Consider the following 15,705-nt stretch of genomic DNA (forward strand, 5'->3'; position numbering starts at 1 on the left):
AAGGCAGCCTGCGGCAAGGCCTTTGCACATATGTGCCGGTCGTTTTAACTTTTGAGAAAGCTGTTGATAATGTGATAGATGCGTATGGGGGTGGACAGATTTGTCTACTCTTTTCGCATCTTTTTATGCGTCAGTTCTGAGGGGCTGAAGCCATAATACTCTTTAAAACTTCTGGAGAAGTAGGATGGAGAGTTGAAACCGCTTTGGTAGGCGACTTCTGTGAGACTGAGATCGCCTTCTTCCATGAGCAGCACGGCTTCTTTCAGTCGGACTTCACGGATAAATTCTACTGCGGACAAGCCTGTTAGGGCTTTAATTTTTTTGTACAGCTGGGTGCGCGACAGTTCGGTTTTTTCGGCCAGGGCTTCTACATTGAGATTGGTGTTGGACAGGTCCTCCCGAATGAGCGCAACGATTTGGCTTAGGAAGTTTTCGTCGCTTTTTTGGCTTTTGTTGCGACTGGGGAGCAAATAGCCGCTTTGGCGGAAGGTGTGGTAGAGTTGCTGGCGGTTTTGTATAAGCTGCTGAATGTGTGCCAGCAATATTTTCATGCTGAATGGTTTGGTGATGTAGGCGTCGGCGCCTGTCAGTAAAGCATCTGCCTGGTCTTGGTCGCCGGCCTTGGCGGTAAGCAAAAGGATGGGGATGTGGCAGGTGCTCAGGTCTTTTTTCAACTGAGCGCAAAGGGTGGTCCCCGACATGCCGGGCATCATCACATCGCTGACGATCAGGTCGGGCAATTTTTCCAGGGCTATTTGCAAGCCTTCTTCGCCATTAGCTGCTTTGTAAATGATGAATTGGCGACTGAGTTCGTGTTCCAGAAATTGAAGTAATTCTTCGTCGTCCTCGATCAGCAAAATTTCGTGACGTGCTTCGTTTTCAAGGGGCAGGGTATCCAATGTTTGGGGGGTGGTCGACCTGGTGGGGACCGATTTTGGCGTTGGAAATTGTGGATTGTTGCCTGGTTGCTGCAAGAGTGTTTGCGCCCACTTTTCATAGGCTTGTAATTGGGCCAGACTGTTTTGGTAATCCTGAAGGAGCTGCAGTCGGCGTGCGCGGAGGACAATTAAGAGGTAAACGGCGACTCCCGCCAACAGCAGATAGAACGGCAGGAGGGTCCAGCTGCGCCACAGGGGAGCTTGGATGTGGAGGTGGAGTTGGGCGGTGTTTTGGTTCCAGATGCCGTCGTTGTTGGCTGCTTGCAGCAGAAAGGTATAGCGGCCGGGGGAGAGGTTGTGGTAGTTCACTTCCGGGTTTTTGCTTTCGTTCCATTGCGGGTCCCAGCCATCCATTTTATAGCGATAGCGATTGTTTTCGGGACGGGTGTAGTTGCGTGCACTAAAGGTCAGGGTGAAACTGTTTTGTTGGTGAGACAGCTTAAGGGTCTGCTTGTTTTGGAGGGGCGACCAGCTTGAGCTGCTGTCTGCTTCGGCGCTGCGGGTAAGGAGGTGGAGGGCGGTGATTTGGGGAGCTCCGCTGTGGGGGTTTTTGGGCAGACGTTTTGGATCAATCAGGTGAAAACCCTCCGTGGTTCCGAAAAGAAGTGAGCCCTTATTTAAGCTCAGTGCGGCGTTGCCCTGAAAGTTTTTGGTTAAAAGGCCATCGGCTTCGCTGTAGTTGATGCAAGTCGACCTTTCGGGATCCCAGCAGCTGAGTCCCTGTTCACTGCTTATCCAGAGCTGCCCGGCGTCGTCCGACAGGATGGCCTGAATCATATTGCCGGCGAGACCGTGGTGGGTATGGATGTGGGTGAAGCGATCGGTTTCGGGGTGGTAGCGGGCCACGCCCCGGTCGAAGGTTCCCAGCCAGAGGCGTCCCCGGGCATCCTGGTGCACACACTGAAAAGAGTTGCTTTCCAGTCCTTTGCCGGAGAGTTCTTTGTAATAGACCGATTTTTGGATGATGCTTCCGTTTTGCCGGCGGAAGCGAAACAGTCCATAGAGGGAGCCTATCCACAAGTCCTTGCCCTGGTCCTCAAAGATGAAGGTGATGAAGGCGTCTTCGGGCAGTTCGAGTCCCTCGAAACTTTTCCCGGCTTTTTGAAAATGACGGCTGCTCTTCTTTTTTACATACAAGCCCGCTCCGGCCGTTCCCGCCCATATGTTTCCCGCCCCGTCTTCATAGAGACTGAAGAGTCTGTTCGCTGCGGAGTTCGTTGGGGATAGGGGATGGATTTTTCTTGTCTTTTTATCGAGATCGATTTGTACGATGCCACTTCCCCAGGTGCCTGCCCAGAGTTGGTGCTGCTTGCTGTACAATAGGGTGGTTAGGGCTTGTGTGGGCAGCTTTTGGAGGTGGTCGGGCAGGGCTTGCCCGCTGTATGCCTCCTGCGCATGGGGTACAAAGAGGGAGAGACCGCCTCCGTCGGTCGCTACGTAGAGGCGACCTTCCGGATCTTCGGCAAAAGCCCGCACGTTATTGTGACTCAGCGAGAGGGGGTCGTAGGGATTGTGTTCAAAATTCAGGAACTTGTCGTAATAAGGATCGTGCAGGTGCAAACCCTGCTTGTAGGTCCCCACCCACAGGCGTCCCGCCGAGTCGCTGTGCAGACTCCAAATGGTGTTGTCGGGCAGACCGTTGCGTTCGCCCGGCTGGTGGTGGTAGTGGCTGAAGGCTTTGTTTGCTGGGCGGTAACAGGCCAGTCCCCCATTTTCATAGCCCAACCACAATTCTGCTCCATTTTGATGGACATGCAATACGCTGATGTTTTGTTGCGGCACTTGCTTTACCGGAGCAAAGACTGCGGGGGTGTTTTCACTAAGAACGGCCAGATAGAGTGCTTCGGGAGTGGCGACCCACAGACTGTCTCCCTGGAGCGCCAAGGCGTTGATGTTGGTCCGGGCGAGTAGGGGGTGTTGAACAGGACTCACCACCAGGGTCTCCCGGTTGATCCGGAACAGTCCCCCCGCTGTTCCTGCCCATACGGTGTTGTGGTGTTGTTGCAGACAGGTGATGTGGTTGCTGGCTTCGTCCAGCAACTTGGAGGCCGTTAGGAAGAGGAAGTCAAAGCGTTTCTGGGCGTAGCGGTAGATGTTTACCCCGCCGCCACGGGTCCCCATCCAAAGGGTCGTGGTGTCGGGTTGACAAAGGGCGGTAATGCAGCTGTTGTTGTGCCGGTTTTCCAGGTCGGGCCGATGTATGATGTAGTGGAAGGCATCCTTTCCCCGGTCGTAGTAATTCAGTCCTTCGGAAGTCCCTACCCACAGGGTTTGCTGATGGTCCTCCAGCAAGGCATTGACCATATTGTGACTGAGGGTGTTGGTTTGCCCGGCTTCGTGATGATAAGTCTTTATGCCGGCTCCATCGTAGCGATTGAGTCCGTTAAAGGTGCCGGCCCAGAGGTAGCCGCGACTGTCTTTGAAGATGCAGCGCACGTAACTGTTCGACAGAGGCTGTTCTACCGGATGAAAAAGGTGCGTCTGCGCCCAAGCGCTCACAGGCACAAAGAGTCCGATTAGTATAAGGGCAATAAAGGTTCTGTAGTGGTACATGTTCGGGTTCTTGGCTGTTAAAATTATAAAAATTCCAACAACTGTTGTTTTTTTTCCGGTATTTCCCAGCATCTTCCCTTATTTTTACAGGAACCAAACCTGTTTTTTTCTAAATCTAAGTGTTGAACCAAACCTTTAAATTTTATGCAAAAAGTAATTGAAGCAGCATGGGACGACCGCTCCCTGTTGGACAAGGAGGAAACCCGGGAGGCCATTCGTAAGGTCATTGATGAACTGGACCGGGGCGTTTTGAGGGTGGCTGAGCCGGTGGGCGACCAGTGGCAGGTCAACGAGTGGGTAAAGAAGGCGGTGATCCTGTATTTTCCCATGCAAAAAATGGAAACGATAGAATTGGGGCCCTTTGAGTTTCACGATAAAATGGCCTTGAAACGCAATTATAAGGAATTGGGCGTACGTGTGGTACCTCATGCTGTGGCGCGCTATGGTGCCTATGTGGCCCGTGGGGTGGTGATGATGCCCTCTTATTTGAATATTGGCGCCTATGTGGATGAGGGCACTATGGTGGATACCTGGGCTACGGTAGGCAGTTGCGCTCAGGTGGGCAAGCACGTACACCTGAGTGGTGGTGTTGGTCTGGGTGGGGTACTGGAACCCTTGCAGGCGGCACCAGTCATTGTGGAGGACGGGGCCTTTATTGGGTCGCGTTGCATTGTGGTTGAGGGCTGCCGCATTGGTAAGGAGGCGGTTTTGGGTGCCAATGTGGTGCTTACCGGTTCCACCAAAATTATTGATGTAAGCGGGAGCGAGCCTGTGGAGTACAAAGGTTTTGTGCCGCCACGTTCGGTGGTGATTCCGGGCAGTTATACCAAGCAGTTTCCGGCTGGTGCTTACCAGGTGCCTGCGGCGCTGATTATAGGACAGCGGAAGGCTTCTACCGATTTAAAAACTTCGTTGAACGACGCGCTGCGCGATTTTGGTGTAGCGGTATAATTTTTTACTTATGGCTCTGGAAGAGTTCTATCACGCTACGCCCATTCAAATTCGCTTTAACGATGTGGATGGTTTTGGGCACGTGAACAATACCATTATTCAGGAATATTTTGATATTGGCCGGGTGCACTACCTGCGGGAGGCTTTTGGCGGGGAGCTGTGGAAGAACGATAAGGTGGTGCTGATCGTTTCCATTAAAACCGATTTTTTTAAGCAAACCCTGCCCGATGATCAGGTACGTGTGCTCACGCGGGTGTATCACCTGGGCGGGAAGAGTCTGCGCATGCTGCAGTGGCTGGTGAAGGAGGGGGATGCGGAACCCACGGCGACTTGTGATTCGGTGATGGCGGGCTACGACCAGGCCAGCCAGTCGGGTATGGTCATCCCGGACGACTGGCGCAGGGATTTTGACCGTATGGAGAAGGGGCGACTTATTCCAGGTACAGCTCTATGAGTCCCTCAGGCAGCTGCATGGTGAGTTCGCGTTTTTTCCAGTCGATGTGGACAATGAAGTCTTCCTGCAGGGGAATGAGCACCTCTTTTTCGTTGATGAGCAGCTCTATCAGGGGATTGTTTTGAATCTCGATCACGGCTTGAATTTTACCCAGACTGCCGCGGCGCTGCTCGCTTACCTGAAAGCCGGTGAGGAGATTCAGGGAGCGTTTTTCTTCCTGAGGTGCTTCGCCCAAATCTTCCGCTGCGATATAAACCGCAGTGCCTTGCAGCTGTCTGGCCTGTTCCTGACCGTTGATGCGGTCGAGCAGTACCAGTAGGTCGTTGCTGTGTCGGTAGCGCAGGGCTTTTACTTCAAAGGGGACCAGTCCCCCATGGAGCTCCAGAAAAATAAAGTCGGGAGCGGGTTCATAGTTCTCCCATTGGGCAAGCATGCGTATGAGCACTTCTCCGTCCACGCCGTGTGGTTTGGCCACCTGGCCCAAATGTATTTGTTGGTCTTTGTCGATCATAGCGGCATAAATGTATAAAAAAACCCGTCTGTTGGCCAGACGGGTTTTTAAATTTTATGAAGAATGACTGGGCCTTGCTATTCAGCCTGCGGTTCTTCTGCTGCACCTTCTTCAGCGGCTTCTTCTGGAGCCTCTTCAGTGGCTTCAGCATTGGCAGCTTCGGCTTCGGCAGCCAGCTCAGCGTTTTTCTTGGCAATTTTCTCGGCTCTTTCGGCGTTGATTTTTGCTTCTTGTTCCAAACGCTCTTTTTTGCTCATTGCTTTTTGTCCCGCCAGCTGGTCTTTCTTCTCCTGGATCTTGGCTTCTTTTTCCTCCATCCACTTGTTGAAACGACGCTCTGCTTCGGCTTCGTCAAAAGCTCCTTTTTTTACGCCTTCGAGCAGGTGCTTCTTCATCATAACACCTTTGTAGCTCAAAATTGCACGGGCTGTGTCGGTAGGTTGGGCGCCCTGGCCAAGCCATGTTAAGGCTTTATCAACATTAAGGTCAATAGTAGCAGGATTCGTGTTGGGATTGTAAGAACCAATCCTTTCAATGTACCTGCCATCTCGTGGCGCCCTGCTGTCAGCTACCACAATGTGGTAGTAAGCATACCTTTTGCGTCCGTGTCTTGTTAATCTAATTTTTACGGGCATGTTAAATAAATTTCAATTAATACAACCTACTTTTTTAGCGACTGCAAAGATAGCTGCTTTTTCACTACTGCAAAAGCTTTTAGTGAAAATGTTGTTGGTGGGGCCGTTTGTGCACGATGGTACAATAATGTCGGTTTTTACTTTTATTAAGGCTGTTTTGGAGGATTAATGTGTGTTTATTATTGTAGTTGTGGTCTGAGTTTGCTGTTCTGTGCGATTTATTGCGATTTGTTTGGATGATTTTTTTTAAAGGGTGGTTGTACTATTGTATCTGATTTTATGTATTTTTGTTAAAATTTGTTGCCTTTTAATCTGTTGTGCTATGCAAGATGTTGTGATGACACCGGTTCGGGATTCGATTCACCGGGAGATTACCCCGCTGAATGAGGACGATTGTTTTTTGGTCTTTGACCGCCAGCGCTCCCTGTTTACTTATCCCATTCATTTTCACCCCGAGTACGAAATTAATTTTATTGCCAATGCGCGCGGGGCGCGACGGGTGGTGGGCGATTCGATTGAGGAGATTGATGATTATGAGTTGGTGATGGTGGGGCCCAATCTTTACCACGGTTGGGAAAACTTCAGGAATACCGGTAAGGCGTTGTTGCACGAAATTACCATCCAATTTCCAAGAGATATTTTTGGGGACTCTTTGATCGCTAAGAATATGCTCAAACCCATCAGGGATTTGTTGAACAATGCCCAGCGTGGCCTTTCCTTTTCTAAGGAAACGGCCCGGCAAATAGAGGGGCGTTTGACTTCGCTGAGTCAGAAACGGGGCTTTGACTCCTTTATTGAGTTTCAGTCGTTGTTGTACGACCTGGCTACTTCGCGCGGTCAGCGTTTGCTCACGAATTTATCTTTCCAGCACAGCAACGATTTTCACAACAGTGAGCGCATCGAGAAGATTTACAACTATGTGCGTGCCAATTTCAGTAAAAAAATTATGCTGGAAGAGGCGGCTGCCTTGCTGAATATGTCGGTGGTCTCTTTCAGTCGCCTCATTAAGCAGCGAACAGGGAAATCTTTTATCGAATTTGTGAATGAGATGCGCCTGGGTTATGCTACGCGGCTGTTGATTGAAAGCAATAAGAGTGTTTCGGAAATTTGTTACGAATGTGGGTTCAACAATATTTCCAATTTTAACCGCACTTTTAAGAAGAAGCAAAAATGCACGCCCAGCGAGTTTCGCATGAACTTTAACGGGACAAAAAATGTGTTTTAGACGACATTAAATCGAAAGCAGGTCGTTTTTCTTTTCTTCAAATTCGGCACGGTCGATTTCGCCTTTGGCGTAGCGCTCTTTTAATATGTCGAGGGCCGAACGGGGTGGTGCGGCCAGGGTGTCGTTGACGCCCTTGCCGGCGGCCAGTGCAAGGAGGCCCAGCAGGGGCGCCGCCAGATACCAGCCCCATCCCAGTTTCCAGATGGTGCTTGTTTTTTTATCGCTCTGTTTTTTTTCTTCGCTGGTCATGGTCTTCTTTTTTAGGATTGTCCTTTAAAGTTAAGCAAAGACGCGCAGAATGTAAAGTCTTTACGCAATGAAGCGCCCTAGGCGAAGAAGAGGTAGCCCAGTAAGATGGCGGCGACAATGCCTGTAAAATCGGCTATGAGTCCACACCCCACGGCATGCCGGGTCCTGCGGATGCCCACCGAACCAAAATAGACGGCGATGATGTAGAAGGTGGTGTCGGTAGCGCCTTGTACGGTGGAGGCGAGACGGCCTGCAAAGGAGTCGACCCCAAAGGTCTCCAGGGCATCGATCATCATGCCGCGTGCTCCGCTGCCGCTCAGGGGTTTCATCAGGGCGGTGGGCAGGGCATCTACAAAACGGGTATCAACGCCCAGATGGGCGAAGAACCAGGCTACCCCGTCGATGAGGTAGTCCATGGCCCCCGAGGCCCGGAATACGCCAATGGCTACCAGAATGGCGATGAGGTAGGGGATGATTTTTATGGCGATGCCAAAACCTTCTTTGCCGCCTTCTACAAAGGCTTCGTAAACATTTACTTTTTTCAGCATGGCCCGTACGATAAACAGGGTGATGAAGCCGAAGAGGGTGAGGTTGGCTATGAGCAGGGAGACGACCTGCAGCTGATCGCGCTCGAGTTGCGAGAGGCCCCAAATGAGGGCGCCGACTGCTGCTGTTAAGCCTCCCAGGTAACTCAGGATGACTTTGTCGTACAGTTTGATGCCCTGCACCAGGGAGACGGTGAGCACGCCGGCCAGGGTGGAGAAGAAGGTGGCCAGGAGGATGGGCAGGAAGATGTCGGCGGGATTGGCGGCTCCAAACTGGGCGCGGTACACCATAATGGAGATGGGGATGATGGTGAGTCCCGAGGTGTTGAGCACCAGAAACATGATTTGGGGATTGGAGGCCGACTCCTTATGGGGATTTACGGTCTGCATTTCTTTCATGGCCTTTAAACCCATGGGGGTGGCGGCATTGTCGAGCCCCAGCATGTTGGCGGCCAGGTTCATCATCATGGAGCCGTAGGCCGGATGGTTCTTGGGCAAATCGGGAAAAAGCCGGTTGAAAAAGGGGCCTATGGCGCGGGTCATCAATTGAATCATGCCGCCTTTTTCGGCTATTTTCATGAAGCCCAGCCAAAGGGTGAGTACACCGGTGAGGCCCAGTGAAATTTCAAAGCCGGTGCGGGCGTAGTCGAAGGTGGCGTTGACCAAATTCGGAAAGATTTCCAGATCCTGCAAAAAGAGCAGGCGCAAGAGGGCTACCACAAAGGCGATGAGAAAAAAGGCGATCCAGATGTAGTTGAGTACCATGGGACAGAGGTTTTTGTCGGTCCACCCTTATTGGGGCTTGTATCTTTCGTGGGGGGCGCCAAACTCCTTGCAAGAGATGTCGTCTACGGCTACTTTCCAAATTTTTACGTTGCGCACGGCCGGGTCGCTGTAGCTGAAGGTCTTGTCGCTGTATTGCCGCATGATGATGTTCAGGGCTTTGCGTTTTTCGTCCATGTCGTCCACAAAAGCCACCCGGCCAAAGGCGACTACACTCTTCGATTTCATGCGGTAGCTGCAGGCTACTTCGGGATGCTGAAAGGCCAGGGCGTGGTCGGTACTGAAGGTGACGCAGATGTCGGCCTTTTGTTCCAGGGCCCGTATCACGCGCCCTTCGGGGGCGCTGTGCAAATAGATTACGCCTTCTTCATAACCAAAATTCATGGGCAGTACGTAGGGCTGGTTTTCGGGGGTGACGACCCCTATAAAACAGATGTCGCATTTGCGAATGATGGCTTCAATGGTGGCCTGGTCGGTATGACTTACGGTCTTCATGCTTTACTTAACTTGTTATATGATGGTGCGTTCGCCGTGTTGTTGCGAAATTATTTTAAAGGCTTGTTGCAGCAGGGCCAGCTGCTGCATGAGTTCCAGCAGGTCGCTTTCGCGGCCCTGGTCCTGGGCTTCTTTGAGGGCTTGTCGGACTTCCTCCATGCGTATTTTTACCATTTTCCACTTGAGTTCGGTGACTACGCGGGGCACCAGGGCCGGCAGTACGTCCTCGTCTTTGTTCACTTGGCCGTATTTGTTGTGGATGCGACTCAGGTGGTATTCGCGGGCAATGAGGTCGCTGGCCAGACTGCTGATGGCGGGATTGCTGTGCGACACGAAGAAGCGCTGGGCCTGGAAGCCGGCTTTCTGGTGTTGACTTTCATAGGCTTCGAGCATCTCGTTGTGCAGGGGGTTGCGGCTTTCGAGCTCGTCTTCGCGCAGGGCATGCACGATGTACTGGCCCACGGTCATTTCTCGGGTCTCGCCTTCTGCCTCTACCGCGCCCAGGGGCTGCTCGCCGTATTTCAAGAGGAAGCGCAGCACTTCCCTTTCCTCGTTTTCGAGGGGATTGTCGGTCAGTTCCGGCAGGGGCCTGGCCGAGTCGGCCGGCACCGCTGTGCTTGCCGGGGAGGCGGCCGGGGCGGTGGGTCCTCCCCCATAGCTGCCGGTGGGGCGCGGTCGTGCTTTCTCTTGTTGTTTCTTCTTGATTTTGCCGATTTCGGTGTAGAGCACGGGCTCGTCCACTTCCATCATGCGGCTGCATTCTTTTACGTAGACTGAGCGGACGATGGGGTCGGGAATCACGGCAATGCTGCGGACGATGTCCTGAATGAGCTGGGCTTTTTTAATGGGGTCGCCTTCGGTGTCCTTCAAAAGGATGGAGGTCTTGAAGCGGATGAAGTCGGTTTCGTGTTCCTTGATGTATTCGAGCAGCTTTTCGCCACCCAGTTTTTTGGCAAAGGAGTCGGGGTCCTCTCCTTCGGGCAGCAGCAGTACTTTTACATTCATACCTTCTTCCAGCACCAGGTCGATTCCCCGCAAGGAGGCCTTTATGCCGGCGGCGTCGCCGTCGTATATGATGGTGATGTTGGGCGAAAAGCGGGCCATCAGCCGGATTTGGTCGACCGTCAGCGCGGTTCCGCTGGAGGCTACGACGTTGGTAATGCCGGCCTGGTGAAAGGAGAGCACATCGGTGTAGCCTTCTACGAGGTAGGTACGGTCTTGCCGCACCATTTCCTGCCGTGCCTGATAGATGCCGTAAAGGATGCGACTTTTGTGGTAGATCTCCGACTCGGGGGAGTTCAGGTATTTGGCGGTTTTGGCATCGGTGCGCAGTACGCGTCCGCCAAAGGCGATGATGCGGCCGGAGAGACTGTGAATGGGGAAGATGACGCGTCCCCGGAAACGGTCGGCCTTGTAATCGTCGCGCACGATGCTGAGTCCTGTTTTCTCGAGGTAGGGCAGTTTGTAGCCCTGCTGTTGGGCCTGCCTGGTGAGGGCATCGCGCTGCTCGGGGGAGTAGCCCAGTTGAAATTTTTTGATGATGTCATCGCGAAAGCCCCGCTGCCGAAAGTAAGCCAGTCCCACCGACTGCCCTTCATCGCTCTCGTAGAGCATTTGGCTGAAATATTTGGCGGCATATTCGGTGACTACCAGCATGCTTTCCCGCTCGTTTTGCTGTTGAAGCTCCTGGGGCGTTGGCTCCTTTTCTTCGATGGGGATGTGGAATTTGCGACCGAGTACTTTAAGGGCGTCGACAAAGCTGATTTGTTCGTGCTCCATTAAAAAGTTGACGGCGTTGCCGCCCTTGCCGCAGCCAAAGCATTTGAATATGCCTTTGTGGGGCGATACGATGAAGGAGGGGGTTTTTTCGTTGTGAAAGGGACAGTTGCCAATGTAGTTGATGCCCCGGCGCTTGAGGTTCACAAATTCCGATATCACCTCGGTGATTTGGCTTTGTGCAGCTTCCATTATCCGGTCAACAGTACCTGGGTCTATCATCTTTTTGCCTTCTGTGGAAATATTTTATATGGTGCGGGTCACAAATTTAGTGAATTTCGCTAAGTTTGCTTTATTTTCTGACCTAAACACTATTTAATTATGGAATCCAACAAAGTGGATTTGTTCATGGCTACCATGACCGACAAGTTTCCCAATGCTTACATGATGAGCATGCGTTCGCAACTCGAAAAATTGCCAGACGATAAATTTATTATGTTGCAGTCGATGAATTACCACAACCCGGTGATCATTTTGGTGATTTCAATCTTCCTCGGCTATTTGGGTATCGATCGCTTTATGCTGGGTCAAACCGGTTTGGGAGTGCTTAAGTTGGTGACTTGTGGGGGATTGGGTATATGGACCCTCATCGATTGGTTTTTGGTGATGGGTGTGGCTAAGGAGCAGAACTTCCAGAAGTTTATGATGTATGCCCGTTAGTACCCGCTGGCTGAACCTGGGCCTGCTTTTGGGTCTGCTTGCAGGTTTGGCGGTGTTTTTATTTTTCCCTTCGCTTTTTGAGCGTTTCACTTTTTGCTGGATTAAGGAAGTCACCGGTAAGCCCTGTCCCTCCTGTGGCACTACGCGTGCTGCTTTTTTATTGGTGGCGGGCGATTGGCGGGCTTCGCTGCACATGAATCCCCTGGGTTTGCTCAACAGTCTGCTCTACCTGGTGGTGGTGATTTGGCTGGGGACCGATTTAATCAGAGGGAGCTCTTCTTTCTGGCGCTTTGTGCGTAGGCCCTGGCCCGCTCCCTTTTTGTGGGCCCTGGGGATTTTGATGTTGGGCAATTGGTGGTGGAACCTGAGTAAGGGTTTGTAAGGTTGCTGAACAGCTGTTGCTGTTTGGTGCAAAACAAAAAAATCCGGCCCTGTGGCCGGATTTTTTGTTGCTTGTAAAAGCGCTGCTTAGATGCGTTTGCGCAGGGCTTCCGTTTCTTTTTCGAAGCCGGGTTTACCCAGGAGGGCAAACATGTTCTTTTTGTAGGCTTCTACACCGGGCTGGTCAAAGGGATTCACGCCCAATACGTAGCCGCTGATGCCGCAGGCCTTCTCAAAGAAGAAAATGAGTTGACCGATGTAGTACTCGTTGAGCTGGGGCACGGAAATGCGGATGTTGGGTACGCCGCCGTCTACGTGGGCCACGAGGGTGCCGAGTTCGGCCATTTTGTTGACTTCGTCGATGCGCTTGCCAGCCAGGTAGTTGAGGCCGTCGAGGTCGTCCTTGTCGCTGGGTACTTCCAGCTTACGGTTGGCGCCTTCTACCGATATCACGGTCTCAAAAATATTGCGCTCGCCTTCCTGAATCCACTGTCCCATAGAGTGGAGGTCGGTGGTAAAATCAACGGCTGCGGGGAATATGCCTTTGTTTTCCTTGCCTTCGCTCTCGCCGTACAACTGCTTCCACCATTCGGCCAGGAAGTGCAGTTTGGGGTGGTAGTTCACCAGAATTTCGGTGGTCTTGCCTTTTTGGTACAGCAAATTGCGCACGGCGGCGTAAAGGGTCGAGGGATTTTGGTCGTAGGCCACGCCGGGAGCGGTGGCGGTTTCCATATCCACGGCGCCTTTTACCAGCTGCTCAATGTCGAGACCGGCAATGGCAATGGGCAAAAGGCCCACCGGGGTAAGTACCGAATAGCGACCACCCACATCGTCGGGAATCACATAAGTCTGATAGCCTTCACGGTCGGCCAGGGTGCGCAGGGCGCCTTTGCTGGCATCGGTGATGGCTACAATGCGGTCTTTGACTTCGGCGGCGGGGTATTTCTTTTCGAGCAGTTCTTTAAGCAGGCGGAAGGCGATGGCCGGCTCGGTGGTAGTGCCCGACTTGGAAATAACGACTACCGAAAAGTCCTTATTGCTCAAAAGGTCGAGCAGCTCGGCGGTATAGTCCTCTCCAATGTTTTGTCCCGCATACACCACTACGGGTGCTTTGCGCTCGCTTTGCAAAAAGTCGAAGGAGTTGGACAGGGCGTCGATAACGGCGCGGGCGCCCAGGTAGCTGCCGCCGATACCTACTACTACTACTACCTCGGACTGCTTGCTGAGTCGCTCGGCGGTGGCTTTTACCTCTTTGAGGTGTTCGGCTGTAATGGAAGAGGGCAGGTTGAGCCAGCCCAGAAAGTCGTTGCCTGCACCGCTTTTGTCGTGCAGCTTTTGCTGCGCGGTCAATACTTCTTTTTCGATTTGCTGAACAGCGCCATCGGCGATGAAGCCTTTGGTTTTGCTGAAGTCAATGCTTATTTTTTGCATGGTGATGTTGTGAGTTTGAAGTTTGTAAGCCCAAAGATACAATTTATCTGAAAGGTGGGAGGAATAAGAATAGTTTTTGTAACGTAGATTGGCCTCCCGGATATTCCTCAGGCTTCAGAGATTTTATTCTGTCTGGTATTAAAATCGTATTGTTTTTTGTTTAATGATTATTTGCCATTTCTTTAATGGTGTTAGAGTTGTACCTAAAACTGCGCCCAATCCATGGGGATATTGCGAAGGCTTTGTGTGTTTTGTCAAAAACCAACCTGAGATTACTGGTGCGAATGGCATTTTCGAATTGCTCTATACGTGCAATGGGAATATCGACATCTTTGGGGTAATTGATTTCTAATTCTTTAATATTGCCATTCTGGTCTGCATAAATATCAATTGAAAACATCTCATTCAGACTAAATTCCCTATCAGCCATCTTAAAAAAGGGAGCAATAAACACTCGAACATATACATCCAACTCTCCCTTGTTGCTTATAGCAATCTCCGGAAGCTGCCCCCCTAGTTGAGCGTATTCAATAAAGTACGAATCTACAAACCGCAATGCATTGTTTTTATTTCTTATATGAAAGGAATGCTTGGATTCTTCCTTGATAAAAGTAGAGTCTATACCCTTAACCTCTTCAATGCTTATAACCTGACCCGCTATGTTTGAACAGGTAATTAGCAAAAGGGCAAAAATCAATTTTCTGTAATTCATAGTTTTTGTGTTTAAGGTTCTATTGACAGTGTTTTTCTGCTCCCGCAAAGATGGACTGAATAGCTGTAGGTTTATAATTTGTATTGGAACATTACTGTCCCATTAAAATCTAAAAAAGTTCTTTGAAATATTTGAAATTTAGTTAATTACAGAGGTTTTTAGAGCGAACGGACTTGAATTTTTAGTTTTGCATCAGATAAATCTGAATGCATATGTATCAAGACAAATACGTTTTCGCTCAACTGGTCTCGTTTCTAAATCGAAGCAAATTCAATCGTATTGTTGCCAAATACAATGGAGACAAATACGTGAAGCATTTCACTTGTTGGAATCAATTGCTTTCTTTGATGTTCGGGCAATTGTCAAATCGTGAAAGTCTTAGAGATTTGATTGTCGCACTTGATGCTCATCACTCCAAATCTTATCATCTGGGCTTGGGCAAGAATATATCAAAATCATCTCTGGCCAGAGCCAATCAAGACAGAGACTATCACATCTTTGAAGAGTATGCTTACTATCTGGTAAACGAAGCCAGACAGAAACGAGTTGCTGACATCTTCAAAATTGAAGGCAATGTCTATGCTTTTGATTCAACGACGATTGACTTGTGCCTTTCCGTATTCTGGTGGGCGAAGTTTCGTAAGAAAAAAGGCGGAATCAAAGTGCATACATTATATGATGTGGAGACACAGATACCAGCATTTTTCCATATCACGGAAGCTTCTGTTCACGACTCTACTGCAATGAAAGAAATCCCTTATGAATCAGGCTTATATTACATATTTGACCGTGCATATAATCACTTCAAAATGTTGTTTAAGATTCATCAGATAGGAGCTTTCTATGTTTTAAGAGCCAAAAAGAATCTACAATGCAAGATGATAAAATGGAAACGAAGATTGCCCAAGAACGTACTTTCAGACGTAACAATTGAATTGACAGGTTTTTATCCTAAACAATACTATCCAGAACATCTTAGATTGGTCAGATATTGGGATGAAGAACAAAAGCGTGAGCTTGTATTCTTAACCAATGCGATGCACATTTCTGCACTTCAAGTTGCTGACCTTTACAAGAACCGCTGGCAAGTCGAGCTTTTCTTCAAGTGGCTAAAGCAACATCTAAAAGTCAAGAAATTCTGGGGAACTACTGAAAATGCTGTTCGAATTCAAATCTACGCCGCGATGTGCACTTATTGCTTGGTGGCAATCGTCCAAAAAGACATGCAACTTGACAGAAGTACATATGAGGTTTTGCAGATACTGAGTATTTCTTTAACAGATAAAACTCATCTTCGAGACCTATTTGAGAGAACTAAATTTCAAAATGACAAAGAACGTTTTAGGCTTAGTGAGCCAAATTTGTTTGATTTTTAATACCGTCCCAATTTTAATGGGACACTAGTG

Annotated in this window: 15 protein-coding genes; 6 read left to right on the plus strand and 9 right to left on the minus strand. The window is 50.2% G+C overall.

All coding sequences use genetic code 11. The features are described 5' to 3' along the window. Positions 1-104: 104 nt before the first annotated feature. Entirely contained in the window at positions 105-3,491 is a 3,387-nt protein-coding gene (locus B4W65_RS13045) for a hybrid sensor histidine kinase/response regulator transcription factor (RefSeq protein WP_158522850.1), read from the minus strand. Positions 3,492-3,635: 144 nt separating this feature from the next. On the opposite strand from B4W65_RS13045, the gene B4W65_RS13050 reads away from it, so the two are divergent. After that, positions 3,636-4,442 (plus strand): 2,3,4,5-tetrahydropyridine-2,6-dicarboxylate N-succinyltransferase, encoded by an 807-nt coding sequence (locus B4W65_RS13050; RefSeq protein WP_088655609.1) that lies wholly within the window; start codon positions 3,636-3,638, stop codon positions 4,440-4,442. 10 nt (positions 4,443-4,452) lie between these two features. Continuing rightward, positions 4,453-4,896 carry an acyl-CoA thioesterase gene (locus tag B4W65_RS13055; protein ID WP_088655610.1) on the plus strand — a complete coding sequence of 148 codons (444 nt, stop codon included), beginning with the start codon at positions 4,453-4,455 and terminating at the stop codon, positions 4,894-4,896. On the opposite strand, the gene rimM is transcribed toward B4W65_RS13055, so the two are convergent. After that, on the minus strand, positions 4,874-5,407 hold the full coding sequence (gene rimM / locus B4W65_RS13060; RefSeq protein WP_088655611.1) for a ribosome maturation factor RimM: 534 nt from the start codon (positions 5,405-5,407) through the stop codon (positions 4,874-4,876). The genes B4W65_RS13055 and rimM overlap by 23 nt on opposite strands. Before the next feature lie 77 nt (positions 5,408-5,484). Further along, positions 5,485-6,042: a 30S ribosomal protein S16 gene (locus B4W65_RS13065; protein WP_088655612.1), complete on the minus strand. Its 558-nt coding sequence runs from the start codon at positions 6,040-6,042 to the stop codon at positions 5,485-5,487. Positions 6,043-6,364: 322 nt separating this feature from the next. On the opposite strand from B4W65_RS13065, the gene B4W65_RS13070 reads away from it, so the two are divergent. After that, complete coding sequence (locus tag B4W65_RS13070) at positions 6,365-7,267, plus strand: AraC family transcriptional regulator (protein ID WP_240509575.1); 903 nt, start codon at positions 6,365-6,367, stop codon at positions 7,265-7,267. Between the two features lie 6 nt (positions 7,268-7,273). Here the strand turns inward: B4W65_RS13070 and B4W65_RS13075 are convergent, their stop codons facing one another. The 4 genes from B4W65_RS13075 to dnaG all read right to left on the minus strand — a co-directional run bounded on the left by B4W65_RS13075 (position 7,274) and on the right by dnaG (position 11,337). Further along, on the minus strand, positions 7,274-7,516 hold the full coding sequence (locus tag B4W65_RS13075) for an SHOCT domain-containing protein (protein WP_088655614.1): 243 nt from the start codon (positions 7,514-7,516) through the stop codon (positions 7,274-7,276). A gap of 77 nt (positions 7,517-7,593) precedes the next feature. Next, positions 7,594-8,826: a nucleoside recognition domain-containing protein gene (locus B4W65_RS13080; protein ID WP_088655615.1), complete on the minus strand. Its 1,233-nt coding sequence runs from the start codon at positions 8,824-8,826 to the stop codon at positions 7,594-7,596. A gap of 27 nt (positions 8,827-8,853) precedes the next feature. Next, positions 8,854-9,339, minus strand: a complete 486-nt coding sequence (locus tag B4W65_RS13085) for a pyridoxamine 5'-phosphate oxidase family protein (protein ID WP_088655616.1) — start codon at positions 9,337-9,339, stop codon at positions 8,854-8,856. A 15-nt stretch (positions 9,340-9,354) separates the two neighbouring features. Next, on the minus strand, positions 9,355-11,337 hold the full coding sequence (gene dnaG / locus B4W65_RS13090) for a DNA primase (protein ID WP_088655617.1): 1,983 nt from the start codon (positions 11,335-11,337) through the stop codon (positions 9,355-9,357). A gap of 99 nt (positions 11,338-11,436) precedes the next feature. Here dnaG and B4W65_RS13095 point away from each other — a divergent pair, with 99 nt between their 5' ends. Both B4W65_RS13095 and B4W65_RS13100 read left to right on the plus strand, forming a co-directional pair. Further along, entirely contained in the window at positions 11,437-11,775 is a 339-nt protein-coding gene (locus B4W65_RS13095) for a TM2 domain-containing protein (RefSeq protein WP_088655618.1), read from the plus strand. Beyond that, complete coding sequence (locus B4W65_RS13100; RefSeq protein ID WP_088655619.1) at positions 11,765-12,157, plus strand: DUF2752 domain-containing protein; 393 nt, start codon at positions 11,765-11,767, stop codon at positions 12,155-12,157. Before B4W65_RS13095 ends, B4W65_RS13100 begins: the two co-directional genes overlap by 11 nt. A gap of 86 nt (positions 12,158-12,243) precedes the next feature. Here B4W65_RS13100 and B4W65_RS13105 read toward each other — a convergent pair whose 3' ends face one another. Both B4W65_RS13105 and B4W65_RS13110 read right to left on the minus strand, forming a co-directional pair. Next, the gene (locus tag B4W65_RS13105; protein ID WP_088655623.1) at positions 12,244-13,587 is read right to left on the minus strand and encodes a glucose-6-phosphate isomerase; all 1,344 of its coding nucleotides are present in this window, start codon (positions 13,585-13,587) and stop codon (positions 12,244-12,246) included. A 160-nt stretch (positions 13,588-13,747) separates the two neighbouring features. Then, a complete protein-coding gene (locus B4W65_RS13110) occupies positions 13,748-14,299 on the minus strand; it encodes a hypothetical protein (protein WP_088655620.1) in 552 nt (183 codons plus the stop codon). Positions 14,300-14,511: 212 nt separating this feature from the next. Between B4W65_RS13110 and B4W65_RS13115 the strand changes: the two genes are divergently transcribed. Then, positions 14,512-15,675, plus strand: coding sequence for an IS4 family transposase (locus tag B4W65_RS13115; protein WP_088655624.1), 1,164 nt, complete (start codon positions 14,512-14,514; stop codon positions 15,673-15,675). Positions 15,676-15,705 lie beyond the last annotated feature (30 nt).

The sequence above is a fragment of the Geofilum rhodophaeum genome (assembly GCF_002210225.1).
GTDB lineage: Bacteria > Bacteroidota > Bacteroidia > Bacteroidales > Marinilabiliaceae > Geofilum > Geofilum rhodophaeum.

What these genes read in the sequence shown, in the direction of transcription:
- B4W65_RS13110 (WP_088655620.1), bottom strand. Translation starts at nt 14,299, where the DNA reads ATGAATTACAGAAAATTGATTTTTGCCCTTTTGCTAATTACCTGTTCA.
- B4W65_RS13100 (WP_088655619.1), top strand. Translation starts at nt 11,765, where the DNA reads ATGCCCGTTAGTACCCGCTGGCTGAACCTGGGCCTGCTTTTGGGTCTG.
- B4W65_RS13050 (WP_088655609.1), top strand. Translation starts at nt 3,636, where the DNA reads ATGCAAAAAGTAATTGAAGCAGCATGGGACGACCGCTCCCTGTTGGAC.
- B4W65_RS13065 (WP_088655612.1), bottom strand. Translation starts at nt 6,042, where the DNA reads ATGCCCGTAAAAATTAGATTAACAAGACACGGACGCAAAAGGTATGCT.
- dnaG (WP_088655617.1), bottom strand. Translation starts at nt 11,337, where the DNA reads ATGATAGACCCAGGTACTGTTGACCGGATAATGGAAGCTGCACAAAGC.
- B4W65_RS13105 (WP_088655623.1), bottom strand. Translation starts at nt 13,587, where the DNA reads ATGCAAAAAATAAGCATTGACTTCAGCAAAACCAAAGGCTTCATCGCC.
- B4W65_RS13045 (WP_158522850.1), bottom strand. Translation starts at nt 3,491, where the DNA reads ATGTACCACTACAGAACCTTTATTGCCCTTATACTAATCGGACTCTTT.
- B4W65_RS13075 (WP_088655614.1), bottom strand. Translation starts at nt 7,516, where the DNA reads ATGACCAGCGAAGAAAAAAAACAGAGCGATAAAAAAACAAGCACCATC.
- rimM (WP_088655611.1), bottom strand. Translation starts at nt 5,407, where the DNA reads ATGATCGACAAAGACCAACAAATACATTTGGGCCAGGTGGCCAAACCA.
- B4W65_RS13085 (WP_088655616.1), bottom strand. Translation starts at nt 9,339, where the DNA reads ATGAAGACCGTAAGTCATACCGACCAGGCCACCATTGAAGCCATCATT.
- B4W65_RS13095 (WP_088655618.1), top strand. Translation starts at nt 11,437, where the DNA reads ATGGAATCCAACAAAGTGGATTTGTTCATGGCTACCATGACCGACAAG.
- B4W65_RS13115 (WP_088655624.1), top strand. Translation starts at nt 14,512, where the DNA reads ATGTATCAAGACAAATACGTTTTCGCTCAACTGGTCTCGTTTCTAAAT.
- B4W65_RS13080 (WP_088655615.1), bottom strand. Translation starts at nt 8,826, where the DNA reads ATGGTACTCAACTACATCTGGATCGCCTTTTTTCTCATCGCCTTTGTG.
- B4W65_RS13070 (WP_240509575.1), top strand. Translation starts at nt 6,365, where the DNA reads ATGCAAGATGTTGTGATGACACCGGTTCGGGATTCGATTCACCGGGAG.
- B4W65_RS13055 (WP_088655610.1), top strand. Translation starts at nt 4,453, where the DNA reads ATGGCTCTGGAAGAGTTCTATCACGCTACGCCCATTCAAATTCGCTTT.